Annotated in this window: 22 protein-coding genes, 3 tRNA genes and 3 pseudogenes; 13 read left to right on the forward strand and 15 right to left on the reverse strand. The window is 67.5% G+C overall.

Annotation, left to right across the window (positions count from 1 at the left end; genetic code table 11):
* The first annotated feature begins 14 nt into the window (after positions 1-14).
* Positions 15-90, forward strand: a tRNA-Ala gene (locus OK345_RS00880).
* Between the two features lie 215 nt (positions 91-305).
* Here OK345_RS00880 and OK345_RS00885 read toward each other — a convergent pair.
* Positions 306-381 (reverse strand) — tRNA-Phe (locus OK345_RS00885).
* Between the two features lie 285 nt (positions 382-666).
* Between OK345_RS00885 and OK345_RS00890 the strand changes: the two genes are divergently transcribed.
* From OK345_RS00890 to dxs, 5 genes are all read left to right on the forward strand, one after another.
* On the forward strand, positions 667-1,206 hold the full coding sequence (locus OK345_RS00890) for a lipocalin family protein (RefSeq protein WP_265125364.1): 540 nt from the start codon (positions 667-669) through the stop codon (positions 1,204-1,206).
* Positions 1,207-1,502: 296 nt separating this feature from the next.
* Positions 1,503-1,979 carry an LEA/WHy family protein gene (locus OK345_RS00895; protein ID WP_265125366.1) on the forward strand — a complete coding sequence of 159 codons (477 nt, stop codon included), beginning with the start codon at positions 1,503-1,505 and terminating at the stop codon, positions 1,977-1,979.
* A gap of 61 nt (positions 1,980-2,040) precedes the next feature.
* Entirely contained in the window at positions 2,041-3,834 is a 1,794-nt protein-coding gene (locus OK345_RS00900) for an acyl-CoA dehydrogenase C-terminal domain-containing protein (RefSeq protein ID WP_265125368.1), read from the forward strand.
* Between the two features lie 540 nt (positions 3,835-4,374).
* Complete coding sequence (locus OK345_RS00905; RefSeq protein ID WP_265125370.1) at positions 4,375-5,040, forward strand: HNH endonuclease; 666 nt, start codon at positions 4,375-4,377, stop codon at positions 5,038-5,040.
* Between the two features lie 335 nt (positions 5,041-5,375).
* Complete coding sequence (gene dxs, locus OK345_RS00910; RefSeq protein ID WP_265125372.1) at positions 5,376-7,289, forward strand: 1-deoxy-D-xylulose-5-phosphate synthase; 1,914 nt, start codon at positions 5,376-5,378, stop codon at positions 7,287-7,289.
* 140 nt (positions 7,290-7,429) lie between these two features.
* Here dxs and OK345_RS00915 read toward each other — a convergent pair whose 3' ends face one another.
* A complete protein-coding gene (locus OK345_RS00915; RefSeq protein ID WP_265125375.1) occupies positions 7,430-7,786 on the reverse strand; it encodes a cupin domain-containing protein in 357 nt (118 codons plus the stop codon).
* On the opposite strand from OK345_RS00915, the pseudogene OK345_RS00920 reads away from it, so the two are divergent.
* Positions 7,761-8,329: pseudogene (locus OK345_RS00920) on the forward strand (1-deoxy-D-xylulose-5-phosphate synthase); the annotation flags it as partial. The gene OK345_RS00915 and the pseudogene OK345_RS00920 sit on opposite strands and share 26 nt — an antisense overlap.
* An 81-nt stretch (positions 8,330-8,410) precedes the next feature.
* Here OK345_RS00920 and OK345_RS00925 read toward each other — a convergent pair.
* Positions 8,411-8,779: pseudogene (locus tag OK345_RS00925) on the reverse strand (transposase); the annotation flags it as partial.
* Positions 8,780-8,783: 4 nt separating this feature from the next.
* A pseudogene (locus tag OK345_RS00930) lies at positions 8,784-8,933 on the reverse strand (IS1595 family transposase); the annotation flags it as partial.
* 871 nt (positions 8,934-9,804) lie between these two features.
* Here OK345_RS00930 and OK345_RS00935 point away from each other — a divergent pair.
* On the forward strand, positions 9,805-11,340 hold the full coding sequence (locus OK345_RS00935) for a S1 family peptidase (RefSeq protein ID WP_265125377.1): 1,536 nt from the start codon (positions 9,805-9,807) through the stop codon (positions 11,338-11,340).
* A 59-nt stretch (positions 11,341-11,399) separates the two neighbouring features.
* Here the strand turns inward: OK345_RS00935 and OK345_RS00940 are convergent, their stop codons facing one another.
* From OK345_RS00940 to thrS, 11 genes are all read right to left on the reverse strand, one after another.
* Positions 11,400-11,651 carry a hypothetical protein gene (locus OK345_RS00940; RefSeq protein WP_265125379.1) on the reverse strand — a complete coding sequence of 84 codons (252 nt, stop codon included), beginning with the start codon at positions 11,649-11,651 and terminating at the stop codon, positions 11,400-11,402.
* Between the two features lie 54 nt (positions 11,652-11,705).
* Positions 11,706-12,098, reverse strand: coding sequence for a hypothetical protein (locus OK345_RS00945; protein ID WP_265125380.1), 393 nt, complete (start codon positions 12,096-12,098; stop codon positions 11,706-11,708).
* A gap of 35 nt (positions 12,099-12,133) precedes the next feature.
* Positions 12,134-12,210 (reverse strand) — tRNA-Pro (locus OK345_RS00950).
* 149 nt (positions 12,211-12,359) lie between these two features.
* Positions 12,360-12,716, reverse strand: a complete 357-nt coding sequence (locus OK345_RS00955; protein ID WP_265125382.1) for a MerR family transcriptional regulator — start codon at positions 12,714-12,716, stop codon at positions 12,360-12,362.
* A complete protein-coding gene (locus OK345_RS00960) occupies positions 12,697-12,996 on the reverse strand; it encodes an integration host factor subunit alpha (protein WP_054657702.1) in 300 nt (99 codons plus the stop codon). Before OK345_RS00960 ends, OK345_RS00955 begins: the two co-directional genes overlap by 20 nt.
* A 26-nt stretch (positions 12,997-13,022) precedes the next feature.
* Complete coding sequence (pheT, locus tag OK345_RS00965; protein ID WP_265125395.1) at positions 13,023-15,404, reverse strand: phenylalanine--tRNA ligase subunit beta; 2,382 nt, start codon at positions 15,402-15,404, stop codon at positions 13,023-13,025.
* Between the two features lie 118 nt (positions 15,405-15,522).
* Complete coding sequence (pheS, locus tag OK345_RS00970) at positions 15,523-16,518, reverse strand: phenylalanine--tRNA ligase subunit alpha (protein ID WP_265125397.1); 996 nt, start codon at positions 16,516-16,518, stop codon at positions 15,523-15,525.
* Positions 16,519-16,711: 193 nt separating this feature from the next.
* Complete coding sequence (gene rplT, locus OK345_RS00975; protein WP_003484828.1) at positions 16,712-17,071, reverse strand: 50S ribosomal protein L20; 360 nt, start codon at positions 17,069-17,071, stop codon at positions 16,712-16,714.
* 10 nt (positions 17,072-17,081) lie between these two features.
* The gene (gene rpmI, locus OK345_RS00980) at positions 17,082-17,279 is read right to left on the reverse strand and encodes a 50S ribosomal protein L35 (protein ID WP_010342861.1); all 198 of its coding nucleotides are present in this window, start codon (positions 17,277-17,279) and stop codon (positions 17,082-17,084) included.
* A 318-nt stretch (positions 17,280-17,597) separates the two neighbouring features.
* Positions 17,598-18,137: a translation initiation factor IF-3 gene (infC, locus tag OK345_RS00985; protein ID WP_265126243.1), complete on the reverse strand. Its 540-nt coding sequence runs from the start codon at positions 18,135-18,137 to the stop codon at positions 17,598-17,600.
* Positions 18,138-18,184: 47 nt separating this feature from the next.
* Positions 18,185-20,089, reverse strand: coding sequence for a threonine--tRNA ligase (thrS, locus tag OK345_RS00990; RefSeq protein WP_265126033.1), 1,905 nt, complete (start codon positions 20,087-20,089; stop codon positions 18,185-18,187).
* 333 nt (positions 20,090-20,422) lie between these two features.
* Here thrS and OK345_RS00995 point away from each other — a divergent pair, with 333 nt between their 5' ends.
* The 5 genes from OK345_RS00995 to OK345_RS01015 all read left to right on the forward strand — a co-directional run bounded on the left by OK345_RS00995 (position 20,423) and on the right by OK345_RS01015 (position 25,878).
* The gene (locus OK345_RS00995) at positions 20,423-21,454 is read left to right on the forward strand and encodes a LacI family DNA-binding transcriptional regulator (RefSeq protein WP_265126034.1); all 1,032 of its coding nucleotides are present in this window, start codon (positions 20,423-20,425) and stop codon (positions 21,452-21,454) included.
* A 130-nt stretch (positions 21,455-21,584) separates the two neighbouring features.
* A complete protein-coding gene (locus OK345_RS01000) occupies positions 21,585-23,717 on the forward strand; it encodes a TonB-dependent siderophore receptor (protein ID WP_265126035.1) in 2,133 nt (710 codons plus the stop codon).
* A 19-nt stretch (positions 23,718-23,736) separates the two neighbouring features.
* Entirely contained in the window at positions 23,737-24,030 is a 294-nt protein-coding gene (locus OK345_RS01005; protein ID WP_265126036.1) for a hypothetical protein, read from the forward strand.
* Positions 24,030-24,293: a hypothetical protein gene (locus OK345_RS01010; RefSeq protein WP_265126037.1), complete on the forward strand. Its 264-nt coding sequence runs from the start codon at positions 24,030-24,032 to the stop codon at positions 24,291-24,293. The genes OK345_RS01005 and OK345_RS01010 overlap by 1 nt, the downstream gene beginning before the upstream one ends.
* Positions 24,294-24,303: 10 nt before the next feature.
* Positions 24,304-25,878, forward strand: coding sequence for a PepSY-associated TM helix domain-containing protein (locus OK345_RS01015; protein WP_265126038.1), 1,575 nt, complete (start codon positions 24,304-24,306; stop codon positions 25,876-25,878).
* Positions 25,879-25,950 lie beyond the last annotated feature (72 nt).

A 25,950-nucleotide genomic window follows, 5' to 3' on the forward strand; every position in this document is an offset into this window, starting at 1 on the left:
TTGCCGGGTCGTGTGGGGCGGTAGCTCAGCTGGGAGAGCGTCGCGTTCGCAATGCGAAGGTCGGGAGTTCGATCCTCCTCCGCTCCACCACTTCATCGAAAGCGCGTCATGCCGGAAGGCGTGGCGCGTTTTTGTTTGGCCGCGATGCCACGCGAACGCCGCTCTTCCCCACGCATTACCCACGCCGGGATTCCAGTCCCGGGAACAGTGCGCCCGCCACGCGCGATGCCGAATGCATGCGGTGTTGTCCATCGGGAAACATGCGGGCACAAAAAAAGCCCGCATTTCTGCAGGCTTTTCTGGAGTGGTGGCCGGGGAGGGAATCGAACCCCCGACACGGGGATTTTCAATCCCCTGCTCTACCAACTGAGCTACCCGGCCACTTCATCGCGACGTTGTCGTCGGCGAGGACGCGCATGATACGGAGGTCTTCCGGATTCGGCAAGAGAAAATTACGGAGAATTTCACCGCCCCGGAAGCCGCGCGGACGGCATCGATCCGCCCCCTGTCCGCACCGCGCCGCAGGCCGCCGCCAGGCTGCGCACCGCGTGCCGCAACGCCGCCTTCGCCATGGCTTTCCAGCCTCTTCTCCCACCCTCAACAAAAGCTTTACTTCGCCCGCGACGACAACGCCTAACCTGCGCCGTCAGCCACGGAGTCCTGCCCATGCGCCACGCCCGGATGCTGCTTCTGCTGCTTGCGTCGATTCCCACCGGCCCGGCATTGGCCGCCGCGCCGGTGAGTTCGGTCGAGCAACTGCAGATGGACCGGTACGCAGGCCAGTGGCACGAGATCGCGCACCTGCCGGTGTCGTTCCAGAAGAAATGCACGGGCGAGATCGTCGCCGCCTACAGCCTGCGCAGCGATGGCCGCATCGGGGTGCGCAACAGCTGCCGCACGCAGGACGGCGAACGCATCGCCAGCGACGGCATCGCGCGTGCCGTGGCCGATCATCCCGGCCGGCTGCAGGTGCGCTTCGCACCGGACTGGTTGTCCTGGCTGCCGCTGGTGTGGGCCGACTACTGGGTGATCGCATTGGACCCGGACTACCAATGGGCGGTGGTCGGCGAACCCGACCGCAGGTACCTGTGGATCCTGTCGCGCTCGCCGGGCATGGACCGGGATCTGTTCGAACAGCTCAAGGCCAGGGCGACGGCCATGGGCTACGACCTGGACGAACTCAAGGTGATGGCGCCGCTGTACTGAGGCCGAGAGTGCCGATGGAACAACCCGCCGGTGTCCGCGACAGCACGGAAGACGAGGTCGCAACGACGCACCACATCGGGAGCCACGGCCACTTCCGGCATGGGGGTACGCAGCATCGCCGCGGATGGCAAAGCCCGCCCGCATCCGGAGGCGCACCCCGGTACCGGCGATGGCCGGATACGCTCCCGGCACCACGACTTGCTCCTGCTTCCCTGCCCGCCGCGCGCGCACCGGCCCGCCATACGCCGTAGTATCCTTTCACTGATCACACTCCAGAAACCAGAGGAATGCCCGGCATGCGCCAACGCATCCAGTACGCCCTGATCGCACTTTGCGTCCTCGCCCTGTCCGCCTGCGGTGGCGGCGTGGTCAAGCGCGTCTCCGAACCGGCCGCCAGCATCCAGCAGTTGACCGTGGGCGCCGATGGCAGCTGGGCGCTGGAACTGCGGCTGCGCAACTACAGCTCCATGCCGATGAGCTTCGACAACGTGACCCTGAAGCTCACCGTGGGCGACCAGGAAGCGGGCACGCTGCAGGCCTCGCCCGCCCTGTCGATCGGCCCCGAATCGGCCGACGTGGTGAGCGTGACCCTGCAGCCGGCCTCGGCGGCGCGCATCGTCGTGGCCGACACCCTGGCCGGCGGCCGTTCGCTGCCCTACCAGCTCGAAGGCAGCATCAGCGCCACCCCGCAGGAGCGGAAGCAGCGCAGCTTCGACGTCGAAGCGCGCAGCAGCCTGAGCCCGGCCCCGGGCCTGCCCGGCGTGCTGCGCTGACCCCTTTCCTTGCGTCCCGGCGGCGATCGCCGCCTCTTCCCACCGATCGAGGCAACACCCGATGAGCAGCTACAAAGCCCCCGTCTCCGACATCCGTTTCGCCCTGCACGACGTGCTCGAGGTCGAGCCGCTGTTCGCCCGCCTCGGCTTCGCCGATGCCACCGCCGACGTGGTGGATGCGGTGCTGGAGGAAGCCGCGCGCTTCTCCGGCACCGTGCTGGCGCCGCTGAACAGCGTCGGCGACGAGATCGGCTGCGTGCTCGACCAGGCCAGCGGCGAGGTCACCACCCCACCCGGCTTCAAGCAGGCCTACGAGCAGTTCGTCGAAGGCGGCTGGACCGGGCTGACCGCCGCGCCGGAGCACGGCGGCCAGGGCCTGCCGCATACGCTGGGCGTGCCGCTCAACGAGATGATCAACGCCGCCAACCTGGCCTGGGGCAACTTCCCGCTGCTGTCGCACGGCGCGGTGGAAGCGCTCAAGCAGCACGGCGAAGCCTGGCAGCAGGACGTGTTCCTCAAGCCGCTGATCGAAGGCCGCTGGACCGGCACCATGTGCCTGACCGAGCCGCACTGCGGCACCGACCTGGGCCTGCTCAAGACCAAGGCCGAGCCCAACGCCGACGGCAGCTATTCGATCACCGGCACCAAGATCTTCATCACCGCCGGCGAACACGACCTCACCGACAACATCGTCCACCTGGTGCTGGCCAAGCTGCCCGATGCCCCTGCCGGCGCCAAGGGCATCTCGCTGTTCGTGACGCCCAAGTTCAAGGTCGACCGCGACGGCAATGTCGGCGAGCGCAACGCGCTGCGCTGCGGCTCGATCGAGCACAAGATGGGCATCAAGGGCTCGGTCACCTGCGTGATGAACTTCGACGGTGCCCAGGGCTACCTGGTCGGCCAGCCGCACAAGGGCCTGCAGGCGATGTTCACCATGATGAACACCGCCCGCCTCGGCGTCGGCCTGCAGGGCATCGGCCTGTCCGAGCGCGCCTACCAGAACGCGCTGAAGTACGCGCGCGAACGCCTGCAGTCGCGTTCGCTCAGCGGCCCGAAGAACCCGGACAAGCCGGCCGATCCGATCCTGGTCCACCCGGACGTGCGGCGCATGCTGCTGACCATCAAGTCGCTGGTCGAAGGCAGCCGCCTGCTGGCGCTGCACGCGGCGACCCTGATCGACATCGCCCACCATGCCGAGGACCCGGCCGAGCGCGAGCGCGCCGATACCCTGGTGAGCTTCCTGACCCCGATCTCCAAGGCCTGCCAGACCGAATGGGGCATCGAGAACACCTACAACGCGCTGCAGTGCTTCGGCGGCCACGGCTACATCCGCGAGCACGGCATGGAGCAGCTGGCCCGCGATGCGCGCATCACCACGTTGTACGAAGGCACCACCGGCATCCAGGCGCTGGACCTGATCGGCCGCAAGACCGCCTCCAGCCAGGGCGCCGGCCTGAAGCTGTTCCTGGCCGAGATCGAGGCGTTCGCCAAGGCGCATGAAGGCGACGCGGCGCTGGCCGAATTCGTCGCTCCGCTGCGCGCCAAGGCCAGGGAATGGGGCGAGCTGACGATGGCGACCCTGCAGCGCGCCGCCGCCAACCCGGAGGAACTGGGCGCGGCCAGCTATGACTACCTGTTCTATTCGGGCTACGTGGTGCTGGCCTATTGGTGGGCGCGCAGCGTCGCCGCCGCCAATGCCTCCTCGCAGAGCGAGGCGTTCAAGCAGGCCAAGCGCGAGACCGCCCGCTTCTACTTCGCCCGCGTGCTGCCGCGCACCCTGACCCACGCCGCCGCCATCGCCGCCGGCGCCGAGCCGCTGATGGCAATGGACGACGCCCACTTCGGCGAAGCCTGAGACATTGCTGGCGAACAACCGCCCCAATGCCTGGAACAAAGCCCCCTGAGTCAGGGGGCGGCCGCGTAGCGGCGGGGGTGTGGGTGATGGTGAACGGGGCCCATGCTTCGCGAAGCGACGCATGGGGCGACAGCGCGAATGCGATGGCGCGTGCCCCCCTGAGTCAGGGGGCGGCCGCGTAGCGGCGGGGGTGTGGGTGATGGTGAACGGGGCCCATGCTTCGCGAAGCGACGCATGGGGCGACAGCGCGAATGCGATGGCGCGTGCCCCCCTGAGTCAGGGGGCGGCCGCGAAGCGGCGGGGGTGTGGGTGATGGTGAACGGGGCCCATGCTTCGCGAAGCGACGCATGGGGCGACAGCGCGAATGCGATGGCGCGTGCCCCCTGAGTCAGGGGGCGGCCGCGTAGCGGCGGGGGTATGGGTGGTGATGAAACGGGACCCATGCTTCGCAAAGCGATGCATGGAGCGGCAGCGCGAATGCGATGGCGCACACCCCCCAATACACAAAATGTCAACAATCGGGTATAAGCTGTCTTCCCGATGGAGACAGACACAACAACGCTTGGTCTGATCGATACCGGAGCCGTTCTGGCCCCGGCCGCCGAAGCATCGGCGCCTTCTTCCCCCCTGCATCGTCCCGGTTCCGTGCGGCTGTTGTCGCTCGATGCCCATGGCCGCGTGCTGGACTGGATCACCTGGCAGGACGCCGCCTGCCTGTACGCGCGCGATGCGGTGGCCTGGACCCTGGGCGATCCCTGCCTGCACATCCATGGCGGCACCTGCCGGCTCACCGGCCAGCGCAGCGGGCTGGACCTGCACCCGATCATCGCCGCGCGCGGACACGCGCGCTCGCGGGCGATCGATCCCACCCCCAACCTCACCAACACCGCGCTGTTCGCCCGCGACGCCCAGCTGTGCCTGTACTGCGGCCAGCAGTTCAGCCGCCCGCACCTGACCCGTGACCACGTGCTGCCGATTTCCAAGGGCGGCCGCGACATCTGGGAAAACGTGGTCAGCGCCTGCTTCCACTGCAACTCGCGCAAGAGCAACCGCACCCCGCAGCAGGCCGGCATGCCGCTGCTGGCCGTGCCCTACCGGCCCAGCTGGATCGAGCACCTGATCCTGTCCAACCGCAACATCCTGGCCGACCAGATGGCTTTCCTGAAGGCGCAACTGCCGCGGAAATCCCGGCGTCCGGCCAGCTGATCCGCCGCATCGGCATCGACGACCCGCCCCGAAGCTTCCTGGGCTGCAGCCGGCTGCCCTCTGACAGCCCACGCGCACCCAACGCCTCCCTGCCGATCAAGCGGTCTTTGCTGAACCGGGAGGCCGTATCAACACACCGCTGCTGCGCCGCCGGTTTCGACCAGCTCCCTCGCGTACCCCGAAGGCGCGCGAGCCAGGCTCCCGAGGGTTTCACTCCCGGATCCATGCCCCGGCCGCAACCGCCGGCCGTCATCGCACGCTCACGACAGGAGCGCTTTGCTTGCCCCACCCGGTAATGGGGGCGAAAATACCGTTTCAGCTGAAACGCCAAGACAATGATCGATCCTGCCCGCTATCCCCGCCTTGCCCGCATCCACACCCCGGATGACCTGCGCAAGTTCGACGAATCCGAACTTGTCGCGATCGCGGACGAGTTGCGCGCCTACCTGATCGAATCGGTCGGCAAGAGCGGTGGCCATTTCGCCGCCGGCCTTGGCGTGATCGAACTGACCGTCGCCCTGCACTACCTCTACCAGACGCCGGTGGACCAGCTGGTGTGGGACGTGGGCCACCAGACCTATCCGCACAAGATCCTCACCGGCCGCCGCGACCGCATCCACACCGTCAAGCAGAAGGATGGCGTGGCGCCGTTCCCCAAGCGCGAGGAGAGCGAATACGACACCTTCGGCGTCGGCCATTCCTCCACCTCGATCTCGGCGGCGCTGGGCATGGCCATCGCCCGCCAGCGCAATGGCGACGACCGCAAGGTGGTCGCGGTGATCGGCGACGGCGCGATGACCGCGGGCATGGTCTACGAGGCGCTCAACCATGCCGGGGGCATGGATCCGGAGCCCAACATGCTGGTGATCCTCAATGACAACCGCATGTCGATTTCCGAGGCCGTCGGCGGGCTGACCAAGATGCTCGGCCGCGCCACCGGCAGCCGCACGCTCAACGCGCTGCGCGAGGGCGGCAAGAAGATCCTTGGCGACAAGAAGAGCAACCCCACCGCGCGCTTCGTCAAGCGCTGGGAAGAACACTGGAAGGGCATGTTCGTGCCGTCCACGCTGTTCGAGGAAATGGGCTTCCACTACACCGGCCCGATCGACGGCCACGACCTGCCCGCGCTGCTGTCCACGCTCAAGACGCTCAAGGGCCTCAAGGGTCCCAAGCTGCTGCACGTGATCACCACCAAGGGCAAGGGCTACGAACTGGCCGAAGGCGACCAGATCGGCTACCACGCGGTGGGTCCGTTCGATCCGGAGAAGGGCCTGGTTTCCAAGCCCGGCGCGAAGAAGCCCACCTATACCGACATCTTCAGCGACTGGCTGTGCGATGCCGCCGCCGCCGAGCCGGAACTGCTGGCGATCACTCCGGCGATGCGCGAAGGCTCCGGGCTGGTGCGCTTCAGCAAGGAATACCCGCAGCGCTACTTCGACGTGGCCATCGCCGAACAGCACGCGGTGACGCTGGCCGCCGGCATGGCCACCCAGGGCGCCAAACCGGTGGTGGCGATCTATTCCACCTTCCTGCAGCGCGGCTACGACCAGCTGGTGCACGACGTGGCGGTGCAGAACCTGGACGTGCTGTTCGCCATCGACCGCGGCGGCGTGGTCGGCCCGGACGGCGCTACCCACGCCGGCAACCTCGACCTGAGCTTCCTGCGCTGCGTGCCCAACATGGTGGTGATGGCACCGGCCGACGAGGCCGAGTGCCGGCGGATGCTGAGCACCGGCCTGCAGTTCCGCGGCCCGGCCGCGGTGCGCTACCCGCGCGGCAGCGGCACCGGCGTGGCCGCCGGCAACGACCTGTCCACTCTGCCGGTCGGCAAGGCCGAACTGCGCCTGCAGGGTTCGCGCCTCGCCATCCTGGCCTTCGGCAGCACCGTGGCCGCGGCCGAGGAAGTCGGCCGCGAGCTGGGCCTGACCGTGGTCAACATGCGCTTCATCAAGCCGCTGGACCGCGATCTGGTCCTGGAACTGGCCAGCCGCCACGATGGTTTCGTCACCGTCGAGGACAACGTGGTGGCCGGCGGCGCCGGCTCCGGCGTGGCCGAACTGCTCAACGCCGAAGCCGTGCTGATGCCGATGCTGCATCTGGGCCTGCCCGACGCCTTCCAGCACCACGCCAGCCGCGAGGACCTGCTGGCCGAGGCCGGCATCGACGCGGCCGGCATCCGTGCCGCCGTGCTCAAGCGCTGGCCGCAGCTCGCAGGCGGCCCGACGCCGATCAGCGTCGCGGCCGGCTGAATCCGGATCCGGCCGGGCAACGCGCTGCCTGCGCAGGTTCCTGCCAGGCAGTTCCCAAGCCAACGATGGTCAGCGGGTGCCGGACTGCAACGCGGCCGGCACCGGATGTTGCCCGCCTTCCCCATACACCCTCGCGCTGTTCATTCCGGCGCTTCGACCGTATAGCCCTTGGCCCGCAGGTCGTCGATGATGCCGCCCTGCTCCAGCAACACGCCCATGCCGAGGGTGGAGAAGGTCACCGCATTGCGGGCGATGGCGGCCTCGGCCAGGCGCTGCCATTCCGTCAATGCACGCTCGCGCAGGTCGTCGATGCCCGGCTTGCGGGCGATGGCGCTCTGGCTGGCCGCGGCCATGCAACGGATGGCCGTCAGCAGTGGCCGTTCGCGACCGTTGTGCACCAGTCGCTCCTGCGCCTCATAGATGCGGCGGTAATGCCCGCCTTCCGGGTGCGGCGCCAGCCGGTGATGTGCGATGAGATCGGCTACGTGGGGATGCATGCGGAGCCCTGCAGCTCGCCAAATTTCCGCCATTTCCATCACAGAGGACGAAAGCTCCGGGCTGGTGCGCTTCAGCAAGGAGTACCCGCAGCGCTACTTCGACGTGGCCATCGCCGAACAGCACGCGGTGACGCTGGCCGCCGGCATGGTCACCCAGGGCGCCAAGCCGGTGGTGGCGATCTATTCCACCTTCCTACAACGCGGCTACGACCAACTGGTGCACGACGTGGCGGTGCAGAACCTGGACGTGCTGTTCGCCATCGACCGCGGCGGCGTGGTCGGCCCGGACGGCGCTACCCACGCCGGCAACCTCGACCTGAGCTTCCTGCGCTGCGTGCCCAACATGGTGGTGATGGCGCCGGCCGACGAGGCCGAGTGCCGGCGGATGCTGAGCACCGGCCTGCAGTTCCGCGGCCCGGCCGCGGTGCGCTACCCGCGCGGCAGCGGCACCGGCGTGGCCGCCGGCAACGACCTGTCCACTCTGCCGAACTGCGCCTGCAGGGTGCACGCCTCGCCATCCTGACCTTCGGCAGCATCGTGGACGGCATCCGTACAGCCGCGCTCAGGCGCTGGCCGCAGCTATATCCCGACACCACGCCGCTGAGTGCGATGGGCTAAGAGCGGTCAACAAAACCCATCAAGATGTCGCAGGCAGATGATGGAACAGGCAAGCGACAACCACGCCAGATGGCTATCGATGCGGCGTTCGAAACGCGTGCGCAGCTTGCCCATGCCCGCCAACCAGGCGTGGGTGCGTTCCACGACCCAGCGATGGCGCCCCAGTCGATCGTTGCGTTCGATCCCCATGCGGGCGATGCGCGGGAGGATGCCTCGCTGCTTGAGGTGATCGCGACAACGGTCGATGTCATGGGCCTTGTCGGCGTGCAGCTTGGCCGGCCGACGGCGTGGACGCCCCGCCTTGTCAGACACCGGCGGCAAGGCATCGACCAGTTCCTCGAACACCACCGAATCGTGCCGGTTGGCTCCTGTCACGCAACAAGAAGATCGCGTTGACCGAACGCAGGCTGATGCCGGTCAATTCGGCCGTGGTAGTGGCCGTCAGATCCAAGACAAAGCAGCGCACGAGGGCCCGGAACCGGGCCTCGCTGATTTTTGAATGGGCGAAGCATCTGTTTTTCTGAGTCACAACAGGAAGATAGCTGCTTCAGCGACAGCGTTTGCTTCCTAAGACCCAAACCGTTGCATGTGCTCGTACGCCGCCCCGCCGCCGACCGCCTGTGGCGTTTCCGAAGCGCCAGCGTTGCGCGTCTCGTCTCGCCTTGCTTCAGCAGGCTGCGATGCCGCCACCTTCGGCAACGTCAGTCATTGGGTGGATTGCTCAAACTTCCCCGATGTCGGCCAGTTCCGCGTCTCGTGCGTCAATATTGTGATGTTCTCCAGAAAATACCCACTTCGGCCAGATTGATTGTTGACAAGCATGAATAACTACGCCAATTCCGACGGCGTTGGTGAGTTGCTTGTTATCGAATTTGCGATCCAACCCGCGGTCTAGCTTTCATCGACAGCGGCGCGTAGATCGGCCCGCTCGTCTCGAACCAAATGGGATCTAAGGATGAGAGCTCGCGCTGTAGGGATTGCGTTTTCGATCGTCGTCGGCACGGCGTTTGGCGCCTGCGCAACTCCCCCCACCCAGACAGCTGACGTCGCCGTCGAACTGATCCGGTTAGCGCCGGACCCGTCAAGGATTTCGTTGACCGCCCGGATGGAAGGCGCGCTCGCCGTTCGCAACGGCTGCGTCCACATGGTTTCCTCTCGGGGCGGTCTGGCTCTACTCCCCGTATGGCCGCCGAGCTATCGGCTCTGGCGATCCAATGGAAAGGTGAAAGGGATCACGGACACCGCGACCGGGCGGACCTTGGCGTTTGGCGTCACGGCCGTGTTCGGCGGCGGAGAAGCGAAACACGTTTTGGCGTCGGAACTCGAAACGCCGATCCCGCCCGCGTGCGACGGTCCGACCGTCTACGCGGAGTTCTCATCGCTCTAAAAAGGACTTTGCTATGAAACGACACTATGCACGACTGGCCCGCATTGGCGGCCGGGCGATGGTCTTTTCTCTCCTCGCGGCAGCGCTCACCACGGCGTACGCACAGCCACCGGACGATATCGTCGCCGAATCCTATTCGCAGCTTTATCAGGTCGCAGTCCCCGAAGCAGAGCGGCGCCTGGCACTGGCTCGGGAGGCGGGGCGTCTCGGGCAACAGCTGGAACGAGAGCAGCCCGAGACGTTCGCAGGACTGTATATCGAGCACCGACCCGAGTTCCGGGTCGTCGTCCAGTTCACGGGAGATGCCCAAGCGGAGCTGGGAGCCTACACCCGCGACCCGACGTTCGTTGCAAGGTCCGCGCCGCGTTCGCTCGAACTGCTACTGGCCGTCCAGGCGGAAGTTGCCGAGCAATTGCAGAAGGCTGGGCTGGAGTTCGAGTCCGGTCTGGACATCAAGAACTCGGAGATCAACGTCTACGTGCTCGATCCGGCGTCCACCTCCCGACATCTGGCCCGGCTGCTCTCGGTCGCCGGATTCGTAAAGGTTCATAAGACGACTGGGTTCCCACAGACCACGGCGCTGACCGGCGGTCACCAGTTGACGGGGGCGGTGATCAGCTGCACGTCGGGCTTCAATGTGGTGGAGACGGCGACGCGAGAGCTGGGCCTGAGTACCGCCGGTCACTGCGACGACGCGCTGACCTACCAGAGCCCATCCGTCGCGCTGGTTTTTCAGGCCGAGCAAGACGCCGGCTCCTACGACATGCAGTGGCACAAGCAACCCACTGCCGGGACGCCCGAGCAGCAGTTGAACGACATCACCGTGGCCGGCGGCCAGGTGCTCATTACTAGTGCAACGGCGTCCGCCGCGTTGGCGCTCGGCGACGTCGCCTGCAAGAGCGGCATCACCACTGGCCATACATGCGGCGAGATCGCAGACAAGAACGCCATGTCGCTGTACAACGGGGTGATCGGAACGTACATCCGCGTGAGCGATCCGCTGGGCGGGGTCATGAACGACTTCGGCGACAGCGGTGGTCCGGTCTTCGGCACCAACAGCGCTTACGGGCTCGTTCATGGCAGGGGCGCCTCCGGGACACCGACGCACAACGACCTGTACTTCATGCCAGTAGATCACTTCTCGGTGCTCGGTATCGAAGTCCTCACCGAGCCGTTCGAGATCGACAGCATCCCGGACGTGTCCGGTTCGCCGCCGTCGATCCCAGTGGACGTCAATTTCAGCGGGTATCCGCGCTTCCCCGTCGATCTGACCGTCGAAATGGTGTCGTGCCCGGTCGGCTGGACGTGTACCGGCGGCACACTGCAATTCACGCCCCCCCAGCCGCCGCCGCTGAGCTTCGTGTGGGGTTGTCAGGGTAACGCGTCCAGTTTGCCCGTCACCTTCACAGTGCGAACGAGCTTGAAAGACGCGTCAGGCATCGCGCCGCCGCCGGTGGACCACAACATTACCTGCACGGCGACGGCCGCCGCAGCTGAGAAGATCGCTCCCGGCACGCCGCGCCGGGCGGGGCTGCTGAGGGCGAAGTAGAGGAAACCGCAGGCGATGGCGCCCGTGGGCTTGCGCACGCACCCGGCGTACCCGATCCCTCATCGGCGTGCCGGGTGCTTCTCGTGCGCGGTACTGGAGCCCTGGTTGGCGAATGCCCGCGCCTGTCCGACCGCGACGTCGTCAAGAGCCCATTGCCGCCGGATAACAAACAAGGACTTCAACGCGGTGACCGAGCGCTTCCTGGCCGAGCACGTGGGCGCGGCGAGGATCGCGAACTGCTGGCCAGTCAATCGAACCAACTTGCCGCCAAGCCGGCCGACCACCAGGGCGCTCGGGGACGGCTCAAACATGCCCTTCCGGGCCAGGTCGCGCGCGCTGGCGAAACGGGCCGCACCGTACAGGGATTACGCGCGCGACTTGAACAACGGTATCAGCAGGACAAGCCAAGCCATCAGCGGCACACCGAAGCCAATACCGCCGGCCAGCCGGACCTTGGCGGCATAGGGCACGAGTTCCGGGAGGCCGAGCGCCTGGTAGTAGGTTTCGTAGGCGCTCCAGTGCAGCGGCACGTCGAGCCCCAGCAGCCTCAGGGTCGAGTAGCCCGACAGGTAGAGCCCCTGCAGCCCGGTCGAGATGCCGAACTTGATCGTCACGCGCCCCATGATCTTCGCATCTCCTTTTGCTTGGATCGAGAGGGCCGCCAACGCAAGCCGCAACGGGCTGCCACGGCTGCCCGCTGCGGCTAACAGTAGGTCATCAACCGCGTGCATTGCGCACACAAAAACGAAAAGGCCCATGCATTCCTGCACGAGCCTTTCGCCTTCAATCAATATGGTCGGGACGGCCGGATTCGAACCGACGACCCTCTGCCCCCCAGGCAGATGCGCTACCAGGCTGCGCTACGCCCCGAACTCGATTGCAGTGCCCGCCTTGGCGGCGGGCCGGAAATTATAACCGGTTTGTCGCTGCAGTGGTTCGGCGACGAAGCAATTGCCGCACATCGTCCACTGCCATCCGCATCGTGCCGCCACATGCTGCGGCAACCGGTGCTTGCCGCATCAGCGCCGCAGCAGCTGCAGCACCTCTTCCAGCTCCATCCGCACCTGCTTGATGATCTGGTTGCTCAGCGCCGACTCCTGCCGGCCGCCCTCGCCTTCCAGGCGCAGGCGCGCGCCGCCGATGGTGTAGCCCTGCTCGTACAGCAGGCCGCGGATCTGCCGCACCATCAGCACGTCGTGGCGCTGGTAGTAACGGCGGTTGCCGCGGCGCTTGGCCGGCTCCAGGCTGGGAAACTCGGTCTCCCAGTAGCGCAGCACGTGCGGCTTGACGTCGCACAGCTCGCTGACCTCACCGATGGTGAAGTAGCGTTTCGCCGGAATCGGCGGAAGTTCGCGGTTACTGCCCGGATCCAGCATATGCCTCCACCCGCTCCTTGAGCTTCTGGCCCGGACGGAAGGTGACCACCGTGCGGGCCGAAATCGGAATCTCCTCGCCGGTCTTGGGATTGCGGCCCGGGCGCTGGTTCTTGCGCCGCAGGTCGAAATTGCCGAAGCCGGAAAGCTTCACCTGACGTCCCTGTTCCAATGCATCGCGCAACACATCGAAGAACGCGTCGACGAACTCCTTGGCCTCGCGCTTGTTCAGACCGACTTCGTCGAACAACCGGTCCGCCATCTCCGCCTTGGTCAATGCCATGCCTGCCTACCCCCTGTGCCTCCGCCTCAACCCCGGATCCGGGCGCGATGATCGCGCTCGATGGCGGCCACCACATCGGCAACCACGGCATCCACGTCGCGATCCGTGAGAGTGCGCGACTTGTCCTGCAAAATCAAGCCCATAGCGAGACTCTTGAATCCCGGCTCGACGCCCTGGCCGACGTAGCGGTCGAACAGCACGACGTCGCGCAGCAGCGGCCCGACCGACGCGCGGATCGTGGCCGACAGCGCGGCCCAGCTGACCTCCTCCGGCACCAGGAAGGCCAGGTCGCGGCGCACCGAGGGGAAGCGTGACAGCTCGCCGGCGCGCGGCACGGAGCGGGCCACCAGCGGCTCCAGGTCCAGCTCGAACGCCACCACGTCCACGTCGATCTCCAGCGCCCTGGCCAGGCGCGGGTGCAGCTGGCCGATCCAACCGATGCAGGCGCCGTCGCGCCAGACCTCGGCCGAGCGCGCCGGGTGCCCGAACGGGCGTTGCGATGGACGGAACTCCAGTACCGCGCCGGACGCGGCCGCCAGCGACTCCAGGTCTCCCTTCAGGTCGTGGAAATCGACCTTGCGCGATGCCACGCCCCACTGCAGGGCATCGGCATCGCCACAGACCGCGGCGGCCACGCGCCGGGTTTCCAGCGGCGCGGGCAGGCCGTCACCGGCCTGCGGGTGGAACACGCGGCCCAGTTCGAACAGGCGCACGCGCCCGGCCTGGCGGGCGGCGTTGCGGCCCAGCGCGGCCACCAGCCCCGGCAGCAGCTGCGGGCGCATCACCGCCAGCTCGGCCGACAGCGGATTGGCCAGCGGCACCTGCGCGTCCTGCAGGCTCCATTGCTGCAGCAGTGCGGCATCGACGAAGGCGTAGTTGATGGTTTCCAGCATCTCGCGCGCCACCAGCTGGCGGCGCACGCTGGCCTCGTCCAGGCGGGTCTCGCTCGGCATCGCGATGCGCGCCGCGCCGCCCGGCAGTGTGGTCGGGATCTGCTCGTAGCCGTGGATGCGCGCCAGTTCCTCGATCAGGTCTTCCTCGATGGCGATGTCGAAACGGCGGCTCGGCGCGGTGACCTGCCAGCCCTCGCCGGTGGCGACCACGCCCATGCCCAGCGCGCGCAGGATGCGCTCGACGTCGCCGTCGGCGATCTTGATGCCGAGCACGCGGCGGATGCGCGCGCGGCGCAGGCCGATGGTGGCCGGTTGCGGCAGGTCGGCCTCGCGCACCGCCTCGGTGACCGGCGAGGGACTGCCGCCGCCCAGTTCCAGCACCAGCCGGGTGGCGTATTCGATGGCAATGCGCGGCAGCGCCGGATCGACGCCGCGCTCGAAACGATGGCCGGCATCGGTGTGCAGGCCCAGCTTGCGGCCGCGGCCCATGATCGCGGCCGGCGCGAAGTGCGCCGCCTCGAGGAACACGTTGACGGTATCGTCGGTGACGCGGGTATCGAAGCCGCCCATCAGCCCGGCCAGGCCGACCGGGCGGTCGCCGTCGACGATCAGCAGGAAACTGTCGTCCAGCGCCGCGTCGCGACCATCGAGCAGCTTCAGCGATTCGCCCGCGCGCGACCGGCGCACGCCGATCGTGCCCTGCAGCTTGTCCAGGTCGTAGGCGTGCATCGGCTGGCCCAGCTCCAGCATCACGTACTGGGTGATGTCCACCAGCAGCGACACCGGGCGCACGCCGCTGCGGCGCAGGCGCTCGGCCATCCACAGCGGCGTGGCCGCACGCGCATCCACGCCTTCGATCACGCGGCCCAGGTAGCGCGGCGCCTCGGCGCCCGCGCCGAGTTCGATCTTCAGTTCGCGCGTGCCGGCGGCGGCCACCGGGGTGGCGTCGAACGGCACCACTTCGCTGGCGCAGGCGGCGGCCACGTCGAAGGCGATGCCGCGCACGCTGAAGCAGTCGGCGCGATTGGGGGTCAGCTTGATCTCGATGCTGGCGTCGGGCAGCCCCAGGTAATCGGCCAGCGGCTGGCCGACCGGAGCGTCGTCGGGCAGTTCGAACAGCCCGGACGCATCGCTGTCCAGACCCAGCTCCCTGGCCGAGCACAGCATGCCGTTGGACTCGACGCCGCGCAGCTTGGCCGGCTTGATCTTCAGCTCGCCGACCTGCGCACCGACCATCGCCAGCGGCGCGACCAGGCCGGCGCGCGCGTTGGGCGCGCCGCAGACGATCTGCAGCGGTTCGCCCTGCCCGGCATCGACCGTGCACACCTGCAGCCGGTCGGCCTCGGGATGGCGCACCGCCTCGACGATGCGCGCCACCACCACATGCTGCAGCGACTCGCCCAGCGCGGCCACTTCCTCCACTTCCAGGCCGATGGCGGTCAGCACCGCGCTCAGTTGTTCGCGCGTGGCGCTGGTCGGGACGTGGCTGCGCAGCCAGTTTTCGGAGAATTTCATGGTGTCACCCTGGTGGGAGGTGCGCCTCCCGTTGCGGTTTTGCGGTCACCCAGCGCATGCGCAGGGGCGCCCATCCAGAAAAGCAGCCGGGCATGGCCCGGCTCTACACGGTTATCGCTTACGCGAACTGTTTCAGGAAGCGCACGTCGTTCTCGAAGAACGCGCGCAGGTCGTTGACGCCGTAGCGCAGCATCGCGAAGCGCTCCACCCCCAGGCCGAAGGCGAAGCCGGTATAGCGCTCCGGGTCGATGCCGCAGTTGCGCAGCACGTTCGGGTGGACCATGCCGCAGCCCAGCACCTCCAGCCAGCGGGTGCTGCCATCGGGCTGCTGCCAGGCGATGTCCACTTCCGCGCCGGGCTCGACGAACGGGAAGTAGCTGGGGCGGAAACGCATCTCGAAGTCGCGCTCGAAGAACGCGCGCACGAATTCGCTCAGCGTGCCCTTGAGGTCGGCGAAGGTCGAGTGCTCGTCGACCAGCAGGCCTTCGACCTGGTGGAACATCGGCGAGTGGGTCTGGTCGCTGTCGCTGCGGTAGACCTTGCCGGCGGCGATCATGCGCAGCGGCGGCGCGTGATCGCCCATGTAGCGCACCTGCACGCCGGAAGTATGGGTGCGCAGCAGGCGCCCGTCGCCGAAGTAGAAGGTGTCGTGCATGGCCCGCGCCGGATGGTGCGGCGGGAAGTTCAGCGCCTCGAAGTTGTGCCAGTCGTCCTCGATCTCCGGGCCCTCGGACAGTTCGTAGCCGAGGCGGCCGAAGATCTCGGTGATGCGCTCCAGCGTGCGTGTGACCGGGTGCAGGCCGCCGCGCTCGCCGCGTCGTCCCGGCAGGGTGATGTCGATGGACTCGGCGGCCAGGCGCGCGTCCAGCGCGGCGTCCTCCAACAGCGCCTTGCGCTCGCCCAGCGCGGTGGACACGGCATCGCGGGCGCGGTTGATGGCTTCGCCCGCCGCCTTGCGCTCTTCCGCCGGCAGGGTGCCGAGCTGCTTGAGCTGGGCGGTGATGCTGCCGCTTTTGCCGAGCAGCGCCACGCGCAGGCCTTCCAGCGCTTCCGGGGTCTGCGCCGCGGCCACATCGGCCAGCGCCTGGGCGGTCAGGGATTGGATGTCACTCATGGATCGACGGAACCTCGAGTCGGTGTGCCATCGCGATGCGCGAAGGGCCGACCCCCGTCGCCATCGCTGCCCGCGCGTCGTCCCGAAGGAGTGCGCCCGGGCCAAAAAAGAATGGGGAAGGACTTGCGCCCTTCCCCATGCATTGCCTTACCCACAGCCGTTGCGCGTGAACGGCAACGGCAGGGGAATGGACTTATGCCGCCAGCGCGCCCTTGGCCTTCTCGGCCAGCGCGGCAAAACCGGCCGCGTCGTGCACGGCGATGTCCGCCAGCACCTTGCGGTCCAGGGTGATGCCGGCCTTGAGCAGGCCGTTCATGAAACGGCTGTAGCTCAGGCCGTTGATGCGGGCAGCCGCGTTGATGCGGGTGATCCACAGCGAACGGAAATTGCGCTTCTTCTGCTTGCGGCCGATGTAGGCGTACTGCTGCGCCTTGATGACCGCCTGCTTGGCGACGCGGAAGACCTTGCGACGGGCGTTGTAGTAGCCCTTGGCCAGGGTCAGGATTTTCTTGTGGCGGCGGCGCGCCTGCACACCACGCTTTACTCGTGCCATGGTTCAGTCCTCAGAGATAGGGAAGCATGCGGTCCAGACGGCCTGCGTCTTCTGCGCGGACGTGATTCGTCTGACGCAGGTTACGCTTCCGCTTGGTCGCTTTCTTCGTGAGGATGTGGCTACGGTTGGCGTGGCCAGCCTTGTACTTGCCGGAGGCGGTCTTGCGGAAACGCTTGGCCGCCGCCCGGTTGGTCTTGATCTTGGGCATTGCTATGTCCTTGATGGTGTTTTGTCACTGACCAGGGCGGTGGCTGCGCCACACTTTCCGTCCGTGCCCTTGCCTGCTTGTAAGCCCGCGGTTCCATGGGGAACCCGGGCCGGTCCTGTTGCCGTTCGCACAGCACCCGGCAATACCGGGCCGCGCATTATGCCTGCGAAGCGAGGGCGTTGCAAACCCTTGATTGTCCCGGACTTTGCCGGCCGGCCCCGGGATGGCGCCTTGCAGACGCGCGAAAAGGCAGAAGGCGCCTGACGGCGCCCCTGCCAAAACCGGTTGCAGCTGCCGGCGACCCGGGGGTCGCCCGGCTCACTTCTTCTTCGGCGCGATCATCATGACCATCTGCCGGCCTTCCAGGCGCGGCCGGGACTCGATCACGATGTCCTCGCCCAGATCGGCCTCGATCCGGTTGGCCATCTCGCGCCCCAGTTCCTGATGGCTCATCTCGCGGCCACGGAAGCGGATGTTGACCTTGATCTTGTCGCCCTCTTCGAGGAAACCGCGCATCTTGCGCAGCTTGATCTGGTAGTCGCCCTCGTCCGTGACCGGACGGAACTTCACTTCCTTGATCTCGACCTGCTTGGTCCTCTTCTTGGCCTCGTTGGCCTTCTTCTGCATTTCGAACTTGAACTTGCCAAAGTCCATGATCTTGCAGACCGGCGGATCCGCCTGCGGCTGGATCTCGACCAGGTCGAGGCCTTCGTCCTCGGCCATCGACAGCGCTTCGTCGCGCGACAACACGCCAACCATCTCTCCGTCGCTGCCGATCACGCGTACGCGCGGCACCCGGATTTCCTGGTTCTTGCGGTTCTGTTTGTTGTCAGGGGTACTGATATTGCAATCTCCCAGTGGAATCGAACCGACCCCGGCGGAGCATTCCGCGGGGTCGGGCTTGCTTACTGCGCCTGATCGGCCTGCAGGCGCTCGATGAAGGCCTGGACCGACATCGTCCCCAGGTCCTCGCCCGATCGCGTGCGCACGGCCACGGCACCATTTTCCTTCTCGCGGTCTCCGACCACCAGCAGATACGGCACCCGCTGCAGCGTATGCTCGCGAATCTTATAGCCGATCTTCTCGTTCCGCAAATCGGCGCTCACCCGGAAGCCTTGATCTGCAAGGGTTTTGCGAACTTCCGCCACGTATTCAGCCTGGGCGTCGGTGATATTGGCCACCACCGCCTGCACCGGGGCCAGCCAGACCGGGAATGCACCGGCATGGTGTTCGATCAAAATGCCGATGAAACGCTCCATCGAACCGACGATGGCGCGGTGCAGCATGACCGGGTGCCGCTTCTGGCTGTTCTCGTCCACGTACTCGGCGCCGAGGCGGCCGGGCATCATGAAATCCACCTGCATGGTGCCCAGCTGCCAGGTGCGGCCGATGGCGTCCTTGAGGTGGTACTCGATCTTCGGGCCGTAGAAGGCGCCCTCGCCCGGCAGCTCCTGCCATTCCACGCCGCAGCTGGACAGCGCCGAGCGCAGCGCGCCCTCGGCCTTGTCCCAGGTGGCGTCGTCGCCCAGGCGCTTTTCCGGACGCAGCGCGATCTTGATCTGGATGTCCTCGAAACCGAACGCGGTGTACACCGCCAGCGCCTGCTGGTGAAAGGCGGTGACCTCGGCCTCGATCTGGTTCTCGGTGCAGAAGATGTGGCCATCGTCCTGGGTGAAGCCGCGCACGCGCAGGATGCCGTGCAGCGCGCCGGACGGCTCGTTGCGGTGGCAGGAGCCGAACTCGCCGTAGCGGATCGGCAGGTCGCGGTAGCTGTGCAGGCCCTGGTTGAACACCTGCACGTGGCCCGGGCAGTTCATCGGCTTGACCGCGTAGGTGCGCTTCTCCGACTCGGTGAAGAACATGTTCTCCTGGTAGTTGTCCCAGTGGCCGGACTTCTGCCACAGCGACACGTCCAGGATCTGCGGGCAGCGCACCTCGCCGTAACCGCTGTCGCGGTAGACCTTGCGCATGTACTGCTCGACCACCTGCCAGATCGACCAGCCCTTGGGGTGCCAGAACACCAGGCCCGGGGCCTCTTCCTGCAGGTGGAACAGGTCCTGCTGCTTGCCGATGCGGCGGTGGTCGCGCATCTCGGCTTCCTCGATGCGCTTGATGTAGGCGTCGAGCTGTTTCTTGTCGGCCCAGGCGGTGCCGTAGATGCGCTGCAGCTGCTCGTTCTTGGCGTCGCCGCGCCAGTAGGCGCCGGAGATGCGGGTCAGCTTGAACGCCTTGAGGAAGCGCGTGTTGGGCACGTGCGGGCCGCGGCACATGTCCACGTATTCCTGGTGGTAGTACAGGCCCATCGCGGTGACGTCGTCGGACATGTCCTCGATCAGGCGCAGCTTGTAGTCCTCACCGCGGGCCTTGAACACTTCGATGACCTCGGCGCGCGGGGTCATCTTCTTGACCACGTCGTAGTCCTGCGCGATCAGCTCGCCCATGCGCTTCTCGATCGCGGCCAGGTCGTCCGGGGTGAACGGGCGTTCGGAATAGATGTCGTAGTAGAAGCCTTCGGCGATGACCGGGCCGATCACCATCTTCACGTCCGGATACAGCTGCTTGACCGCATGGCCGACCAGGTGGGCGCAGGAGTGGCGGATGATCTCCACGCCCTCCTCGTCCTTGGCGGTGATGATGCGCAGGCTGGCGTCGTGGTCGATGACGTCGCTGGCGTCCACCAGCACGCCGTCGACCGAACCGGCGATGGTGGCCTTGGCCAGGCCGGCGCCGATGGACTGGGCCACCTCCATGACGCTGACGGGGTTTTCGAATTCGCGGCGGCTGCCGTCGGGAAGGGTGATGTTGATCATGCGGTTTGGCGTCTGCGTTTCTTGTAGGAGCGGCGCGGGCCGCGATGGGGCTTTCCCGGGAAGGCCGGGTCGCGGCTTGCCCCGCTCCTGCACGTGAAAAATCGAAAGGCGCCGCAAGGGCGCCTTTTCGGAGGGCCTGCGGAAGCGGTCAGCAGTGGGCGGTGGTAGTGCTCATGTCGCACGCTCGGCCGGCGTTTCCGCGGGCCACCTGGTCCGGGGCGGTGGGATGACGGCGATCTTAAACCAAACCGCGCCTGTGTGCCCCGCCCCGCGCGGCAGGGAGGCCCGGCGGGCCGTGGCATGATAGGCGCCACCGCCAGCCCCGGCCGCTCCATGACGATCAAAGGCAAAGCCACCTCCCTCGACATCGCCTATCTGGCCGGGGTATCCCAGCCGACGGTGTCGCGGGCGCTGCGCGGCAGCCCGATGGTCAACGAGCAGACCCGGCGCAAGATCCTGGCCATCGCCCGCGAGCTGAACTACAAGGTCGACAAGAACGCCTCCAGCCTGCGCTGCCAGCAGTCCGGCACGCTGGCGCTGCTGTTCTTCGAGGACCCGACCCCGGACGACTCGCTGATCAACCCGTTCTTCCACTCGATGCTGGGCTCGATCACCCGCGCCTGCGCGCTGAAGGGCTACGACCTGCTGGTGTCGTTCCAGCAGCTGTCCAGCGACTGGCATGCGGATTTCGAGGACAGCAACAAGGCCGACGGCCTGATCCTGCTGGGCTACGGCGACTACCTGGAGTCCGAGCACCGGCTGCAGCGCCTGGTCCGGCAGGGCACGCATTTCGTCCGCTGGGGCGCCGCCCTGCCCGGCCAGCCCGGGGTCTCGATCGGTTGCGACAACTTCCAGGGCGGCTTCGACATCACCGGCCACCTGCTCGAACAGGGGCGGCGCGACATCGCCTTCCTCGGCCACGCTTCCGACCACTACCCGGAGTTCCTGGAACGCTACCGCGGCCACGCCGAGGCGTTGCGCCGGGCCGGCATCGAGCCGGTCCCGGGCCTGCAGGCGGACGCGATCACCACCGAACAGTCCGGCTACGAGGCCGCCATGGCCCTGCTGCAGCGCGACGTGCGTTTCGACGCGGTGTTCGCGGCCAGCGACCTGATCGCCATCGGCGCGATGCGGGCGCTGCGCGAGCATGGCCTGCAGATTCCGCGGGACGTGGCGATGGCCGGCTTCGACGACATCCCCGCCGCCAGCTCCGCGGTGCCGCCGCTGTCCACGGTGCAGCAGGACACCAAGCTGGCCGGCACCCTGCTGGTGGACAGCCTGATCGCCCTGATCGACGGGCGGCCGGCGGAAAGCCGCAGTATCCCGGTACGGCTGGCGATCCGCGGGTCGTCGGTTGCCGCCTGACCCCCGCCACCGCGGCACCAGCGGGCGATGGCCGGTACATTTCCGTGGCGGCCACAAACGGGAATGATTAACATCTGCGGATCCACCGGCCATTGCCGGTACGTCTCCGCCCCCCCAAGGTATCGCCCCCATGTCCTCCTCCCGCCCGGTCCGCAGCCTCGCCGTGGCCATCCATTTCGCCCTGCTCGCCACCCCGGCGGCAGCGTTGGCCGACAATGCGGCGGACCCGCAGACGCTGGATGCGGTGCAGGTGACCGCACCGATCGCCACCGACAGCGGCAGCGCCACCAAGACCAGCACGCCCATCGCCGAGATCCCGCAGTCGATCTCGGTCATCACCGACCGGCAGATGCGCGACCGCGGGATCCATGGCGTCGAAGAGGCGGTGTGGTTCACCGCCGGCGCCCAGGGCGGGCAGTACGGGGAGGACAGCCGCAGCGACTGGATGATCGTCCGCGGCTTCAGCCCGGCGCGTTACCAGGACGGACTGGCGGTGGTCGAAGGCGCCTGGACCGGCGGCGGCCGGATGGAGCCGTACGGCCTGGAGCGGATCGACGTGCTCAAGGGCCCGGCCTCGGTCAACTACGGCGCGATGCCGCCCGGCGGACTGGTCAATTTCGTCAGCAAGCGCCCGCGTGCCGGGCAGCTGCAGGAAGTGGAACTGCAGGTCGGCAACTACGACCTGAAACAGGCCGCGTTCGACATCGGCGGCGAACTCAATGGCAGCGGCACCCTGCTCTACCGCCTGACCGCGCTGGCCCGCAACAGCGACCACATCATCGATCAGGTCCACGACGACCGTTACTACCTCGCCCCGGCCCTGACCTGGATCCCGGACGAGAACAACAGCCTGACCGTGCTGGCGCACTACCAGAAAGCCGACACGGTGGAAGCCGGCGGCTTCCTGCCGCTGGAAGGCACGCTGGAACCGGGGGCGAACGGGCGCAGGATCCCGCGCAGCTTCTTCGGCGGCGAACCCGGTGCCAACGATTACGTGCGCACCAACAAGGCGCTGGGTTACGAGTTCGAACACGACTTCGGCGCCGGTACCCGCTTCCGCCAGAACGCGCGTTACACCTGGTCGAAGGTGGACGCCAGCAAGGGCGGCATCGGCCTGTTCGGCCTGCAGGACGACTTCATCCCCGGCAGCGACCCGGGCCGTACCCTGGTGGCGCGCTACTACTACCCGCGGCTGGACGATTCGCGCAGCTTCGCCATCGACAACAGCCTGCAGTTCGAATTCGGCGGCGAGCGGATCAGGCACACCCTGTTGGCCGGCATCGACTACCGGCGTTCCAGCGACGACTACGCGGTCGCCTTCGCCTTCGGCGTGCCGCCGCTGGACCTGTACGACCCGGTCCATGGCGCACCGCTGGATGTGCCCGACTACGCCACCCGCACCCTGCAGACGCAAGGCCAGCTGGGCCTGTACGTGCAGGACCAGATACGGGTGGAGCGCTGGTTGTTCACCGTCGGCGGCCGCCAGGACTGGGTGGGCACCGACACCCACGAGCGCGTCGGCGGCAGCGTCGGGCACCAGAGCGACGACAAGTTCTCCGGCCGCGTGGGCATCAACTACCTGTTCGACAACGGCGTGACCCCGTACGTGAGCTGGTCGCAGTCGTTCCAGCCGACCATCGGCACCGATTTCGACGGCAAGGCCTTCGTGCCCACCACCGGCGAACAGGTCGAAGCCGGCGTGAAGTACCAGCCGGCCGGCGGCAAGCTGCTGGCTACCCTGGCCACCTACGAGATCACCCAGCAGAACACCCTGACGGTCGACCCGGACCATACCCTCTACTCCGTGCAGCAGGGCGAAACCCGGGTCCGCGGGGTGGAGCTGGAAGGCCGCTGGAACGTGGGCCAGGGCCTGAGCGTGTACGGCGCCTGGACCTGGAACGACTCGGAGGTGACGCGGAGCACCGATGCGGCCACGTTGGGCAAGCGCATCGCCCTGCTGCCGAAGCAGAGCGCCTCGCTGGGCGCGGACTACACCCTCACCTCCGGCGTACTGAGCGGCCTGGGCTTCGGTGCCGGCGTGCGCCATGTCGGCGGCGTCTACGGCGACATCTACAATCTCTGGCATACCGGTTCCTACACGCTGTTCGACGCGGCCGTGCACTACGACACCGGGCCGTGGCGGATGCAGGTCAACGCCAGCAACGTCAGCGACAAGAACTACATCACCGCGTGCAACAGCGCCGCCTGGTGCTACTACGGCTACCCGCGGATCGTCACCGCCAGCGTGCGTTACCAATGGTGACGCCGACGCGAGCACGGCCATGAGCGACGGCATCGGACTGGCGGCCGCGGTGGCGGCCAGCGCGCTGTCCGCATTGGCGCTCTATGCCGGCTCCCGGCATTGCCGCTGGGATTGGCTGCGGCCGCGCGGCCGCGCCGGCAGCGGGCTCGGCCTGCTGCTCGCCGCACTGGCGCTGGCGCTGTGGATCGCCCGGCTCGGCACCGGTGCCGGGTTGTGCGCCCTGCTGGCGTGCTGGTCGCTGGCGGCGATGCTGCTGCCGGCGCTGGCCGCGCTCGGCGGCACGTCCGCCCCTGCCAGACACGGTGGCCGCTGATGTGGATGCGCGCATGGGCCGGGATCTTCGCCGGCTTTTTCCTGGCCGCGGCAATCGCCGGGCTGGCCTGCTGGTTGCCGCCCGGCCCCTGGCAGAGCGCGCTGGTCCCGTCGCTGATCGCGTTCATCCCGCTGTGGATGATGGCGGCCACCTGCGCCTTCGCCTTCCGCACCGGGCGAGGCGCCTGGTGCGGGTTGGGCCTGGCCGCGCTCGCCGGCTTCGCCCTGTTGTGGCTGTTGCGCGCCAGTGGCGCGGTGCAATGAGAATCCAGGCATGAAGTTCAGTTCACAGACCCTGCGCACCTTCACCACCGTGCACACCTGGGTGGGCCTGGTCGCCGGCCTCGCGCTGTTCGTTGCGTTCTACGCCGGTGCCATCACCCTGTTCCACCACGACGTGCCGCTATGGCAGTCGCCGCATGCGATCGATGCGCCCCCGCAATCGCTGGACGACGCGCAACGCCTGCTCGACGGCGTGCTCGAACGCCATCCGGCCGCACGCACGCATGTCGGCATGACCTTTCCGGGGATGGAAACACCGACGTCGGTCGCCTACTGGCAGGACGCCCGGGGCACCTGGCTGTTTGCCTGGGACGGCCAGCTGGAAGGCAGCCCGACCCCACCGCAGGCAGGCCTGGCCGAACTGGTCAACGAACTGCACTACAGCCTTGGCCTGCCGGTGGCCGGTACCTACCTGATGGGCGTCGTCAGCCTGCTGTATGGCGTCGCCCTGCTGTCCGGGCTGGTGATTCACCTGCCGCACCTGTTCCGGGACCTGTTCGCGCTGCGGCCCGGGCGCAACCTCAAGCAGCTGTGGCAGGACGCGCACAACGTGATCGGGGTGCTCAGCCTGCCGTTCCACCTGATGTTCGCGGTCACCGGCGCCCTCCTGTGCCTGGTGTTCCTGCAGATGGCTGCGCTCAATCCGCTGATCTTCGACAACAAACTGATGGAAGCCCTGCCGGGAGCGATGGACACCGCGCCGGTGCGTGCCAGCGCGGGCACGCCCGCCCCCGCCGGTTCGTTGGCGATGTGGCACCAGCGCGCGATCGAGGTCGCCGCCGAACAGGGAATCGCGCAGTTCGAACCGGCCTATCTGAAGCTGGCGCACGCCGGCGACGCCAACGCCACCATCGAGATCACCGGCGAATCGCCGCGTTCGCTCGGGCCCCTTGGCGCGGTGGCGATGGAAGCAGGCACCGGCGAGGTACTGGCCACCCAGCTGCCGGGCCGGCGCGATGCCAACCACGCCACCCTGTCCTCGGCCTATGCGCTGCATTTCGGCGAATTCGGCAACGCGCTGGTGCCATGGCTGTACTTCCTGCTCGGGATCGGCGGCGCCTTCCTGTTCTATTCGGGCAACCTGCTGTGGATCGAGTCGCGGCGCAAGCGTCGCCAGGTGCAGCAGGGCCGCGCGCAGATCAACATGGCACGAGCCACGGTGGGCGTGTGCATCGGCCTGTGCGTGGCGGTCTCGGCGGCGTTCGTCGCTGCCCAGGTACTGGAGTCGTTGGCGCCGGCGCAGGCCGATGCCGGCATCCGCCGGGCCTGCTTCCTGACCTGGGCGGCCTGCGTGCTCTGGGCTGCGCTGCGCCATCCGGCACAGGCGGCGCGCGAACTGCTGTGGCTGGCCGCGCTGGTCACCGCGCTGGTACCGCTGAGCCACGGCCTGATGACCGGTCGCTGGCCCTGGAACACGGCCATTGCCGGGCACTGGCCGCTGTTCTGGATCGACGGTGTCGCCCTGGCGATGGCGCTGGGCTTCGCCGTGCTGGCACGGGCCACGGCGCGGCGTGCGCGCCATGGCGATCCGCACAGCGTCTGGGCCGAGCCGGCGAAGGTGGGTTGAGGCGGCCCCGGCCGAAGCGCCTTCCCGGCTTCGTCCGTCCCTTGCGTGCCGCCCCTGCGGCCTGCTTCGCTC

The sequence above is a fragment of the Xanthomonas chitinilytica genome, from assembly GCF_026107455.2.
In the GTDB taxonomy this organism is placed as follows: domain Bacteria; phylum Pseudomonadota; class Gammaproteobacteria; order Xanthomonadales; family Xanthomonadaceae; genus Stenotrophomonas; species Stenotrophomonas chitinilytica.

Excerpts from the sequence above, each read along its gene's own strand:
- OK345_RS00890 (WP_265125364.1), top strand. The coding sequence starts at position 667 with ATGCGCCACGCCCGGATGCTGCTTCTGCTGCTTGCGTCGATTCCCACC.
- OK345_RS00895 (WP_265125366.1), top strand. The coding sequence starts at position 1,503 with ATGCGCCAACGCATCCAGTACGCCCTGATCGCACTTTGCGTCCTCGCC.
- OK345_RS00900 (WP_265125368.1), top strand. The coding sequence starts at position 2,041 with ATGAGCAGCTACAAAGCCCCCGTCTCCGACATCCGTTTCGCCCTGCAC.
- OK345_RS00905 (WP_265125370.1), top strand. The coding sequence starts at position 4,375 with ATGGAGACAGACACAACAACGCTTGGTCTGATCGATACCGGAGCCGTT.
- dxs (WP_265125372.1), top strand. The coding sequence starts at position 5,376 with ATGATCGATCCTGCCCGCTATCCCCGCCTTGCCCGCATCCACACCCCG.
- OK345_RS00915 (WP_265125375.1), bottom strand. The coding sequence starts at position 7,786 with ATGCATCCCCACGTAGCCGATCTCATCGCACATCACCGGCTGGCGCCG.
- OK345_RS00935 (WP_265125377.1), top strand. The coding sequence starts at position 9,805 with ATGAAACGACACTATGCACGACTGGCCCGCATTGGCGGCCGGGCGATG.
- OK345_RS00940 (WP_265125379.1), bottom strand. The coding sequence starts at position 11,651 with ATGTTTGAGCCGTCCCCGAGCGCCCTGGTGGTCGGCCGGCTTGGCGGC.
- OK345_RS00945 (WP_265125380.1), bottom strand. The coding sequence starts at position 12,098 with ATGGGCCTTTTCGTTTTTGTGTGCGCAATGCACGCGGTTGATGACCTA.
- OK345_RS00955 (WP_265125382.1), bottom strand. The coding sequence starts at position 12,716 with ATGCTGGATCCGGGCAGTAACCGCGAACTTCCGCCGATTCCGGCGAAA.
- OK345_RS00960 (WP_054657702.1), bottom strand. The coding sequence starts at position 12,996 with ATGGCATTGACCAAGGCGGAGATGGCGGACCGGTTGTTCGACGAAGTC.
- pheT (WP_265125395.1), bottom strand. The coding sequence starts at position 15,404 with ATGAAATTCTCCGAAAACTGGCTGCGCAGCCACGTCCCGACCAGCGCC.
- pheS (WP_265125397.1), bottom strand. The coding sequence starts at position 16,518 with ATGAGTGACATCCAATCCCTGACCGCCCAGGCGCTGGCCGATGTGGCC.
- rplT (WP_003484828.1), bottom strand. The coding sequence starts at position 17,071 with ATGGCACGAGTAAAGCGTGGTGTGCAGGCGCGCCGCCGCCACAAGAAA.
- rpmI (WP_010342861.1), bottom strand. The coding sequence starts at position 17,279 with ATGCCCAAGATCAAGACCAACCGGGCGGCGGCCAAGCGTTTCCGCAAG.
- thrS (WP_265126033.1), bottom strand. The coding sequence starts at position 20,089 with ATGATCAACATCACCCTTCCCGACGGCAGCCGCCGCGAATTCGAAAAC.
- OK345_RS00995 (WP_265126034.1), top strand. The coding sequence starts at position 20,423 with ATGACGATCAAAGGCAAAGCCACCTCCCTCGACATCGCCTATCTGGCC.
- OK345_RS01000 (WP_265126035.1), top strand. The coding sequence starts at position 21,585 with ATGTCCTCCTCCCGCCCGGTCCGCAGCCTCGCCGTGGCCATCCATTTC.
- OK345_RS01005 (WP_265126036.1), top strand. The coding sequence starts at position 23,737 with ATGAGCGACGGCATCGGACTGGCGGCCGCGGTGGCGGCCAGCGCGCTG.
- OK345_RS01010 (WP_265126037.1), top strand. The coding sequence starts at position 24,030 with ATGTGGATGCGCGCATGGGCCGGGATCTTCGCCGGCTTTTTCCTGGCC.
- OK345_RS01015 (WP_265126038.1), top strand. The coding sequence starts at position 24,304 with ATGAAGTTCAGTTCACAGACCCTGCGCACCTTCACCACCGTGCACACC.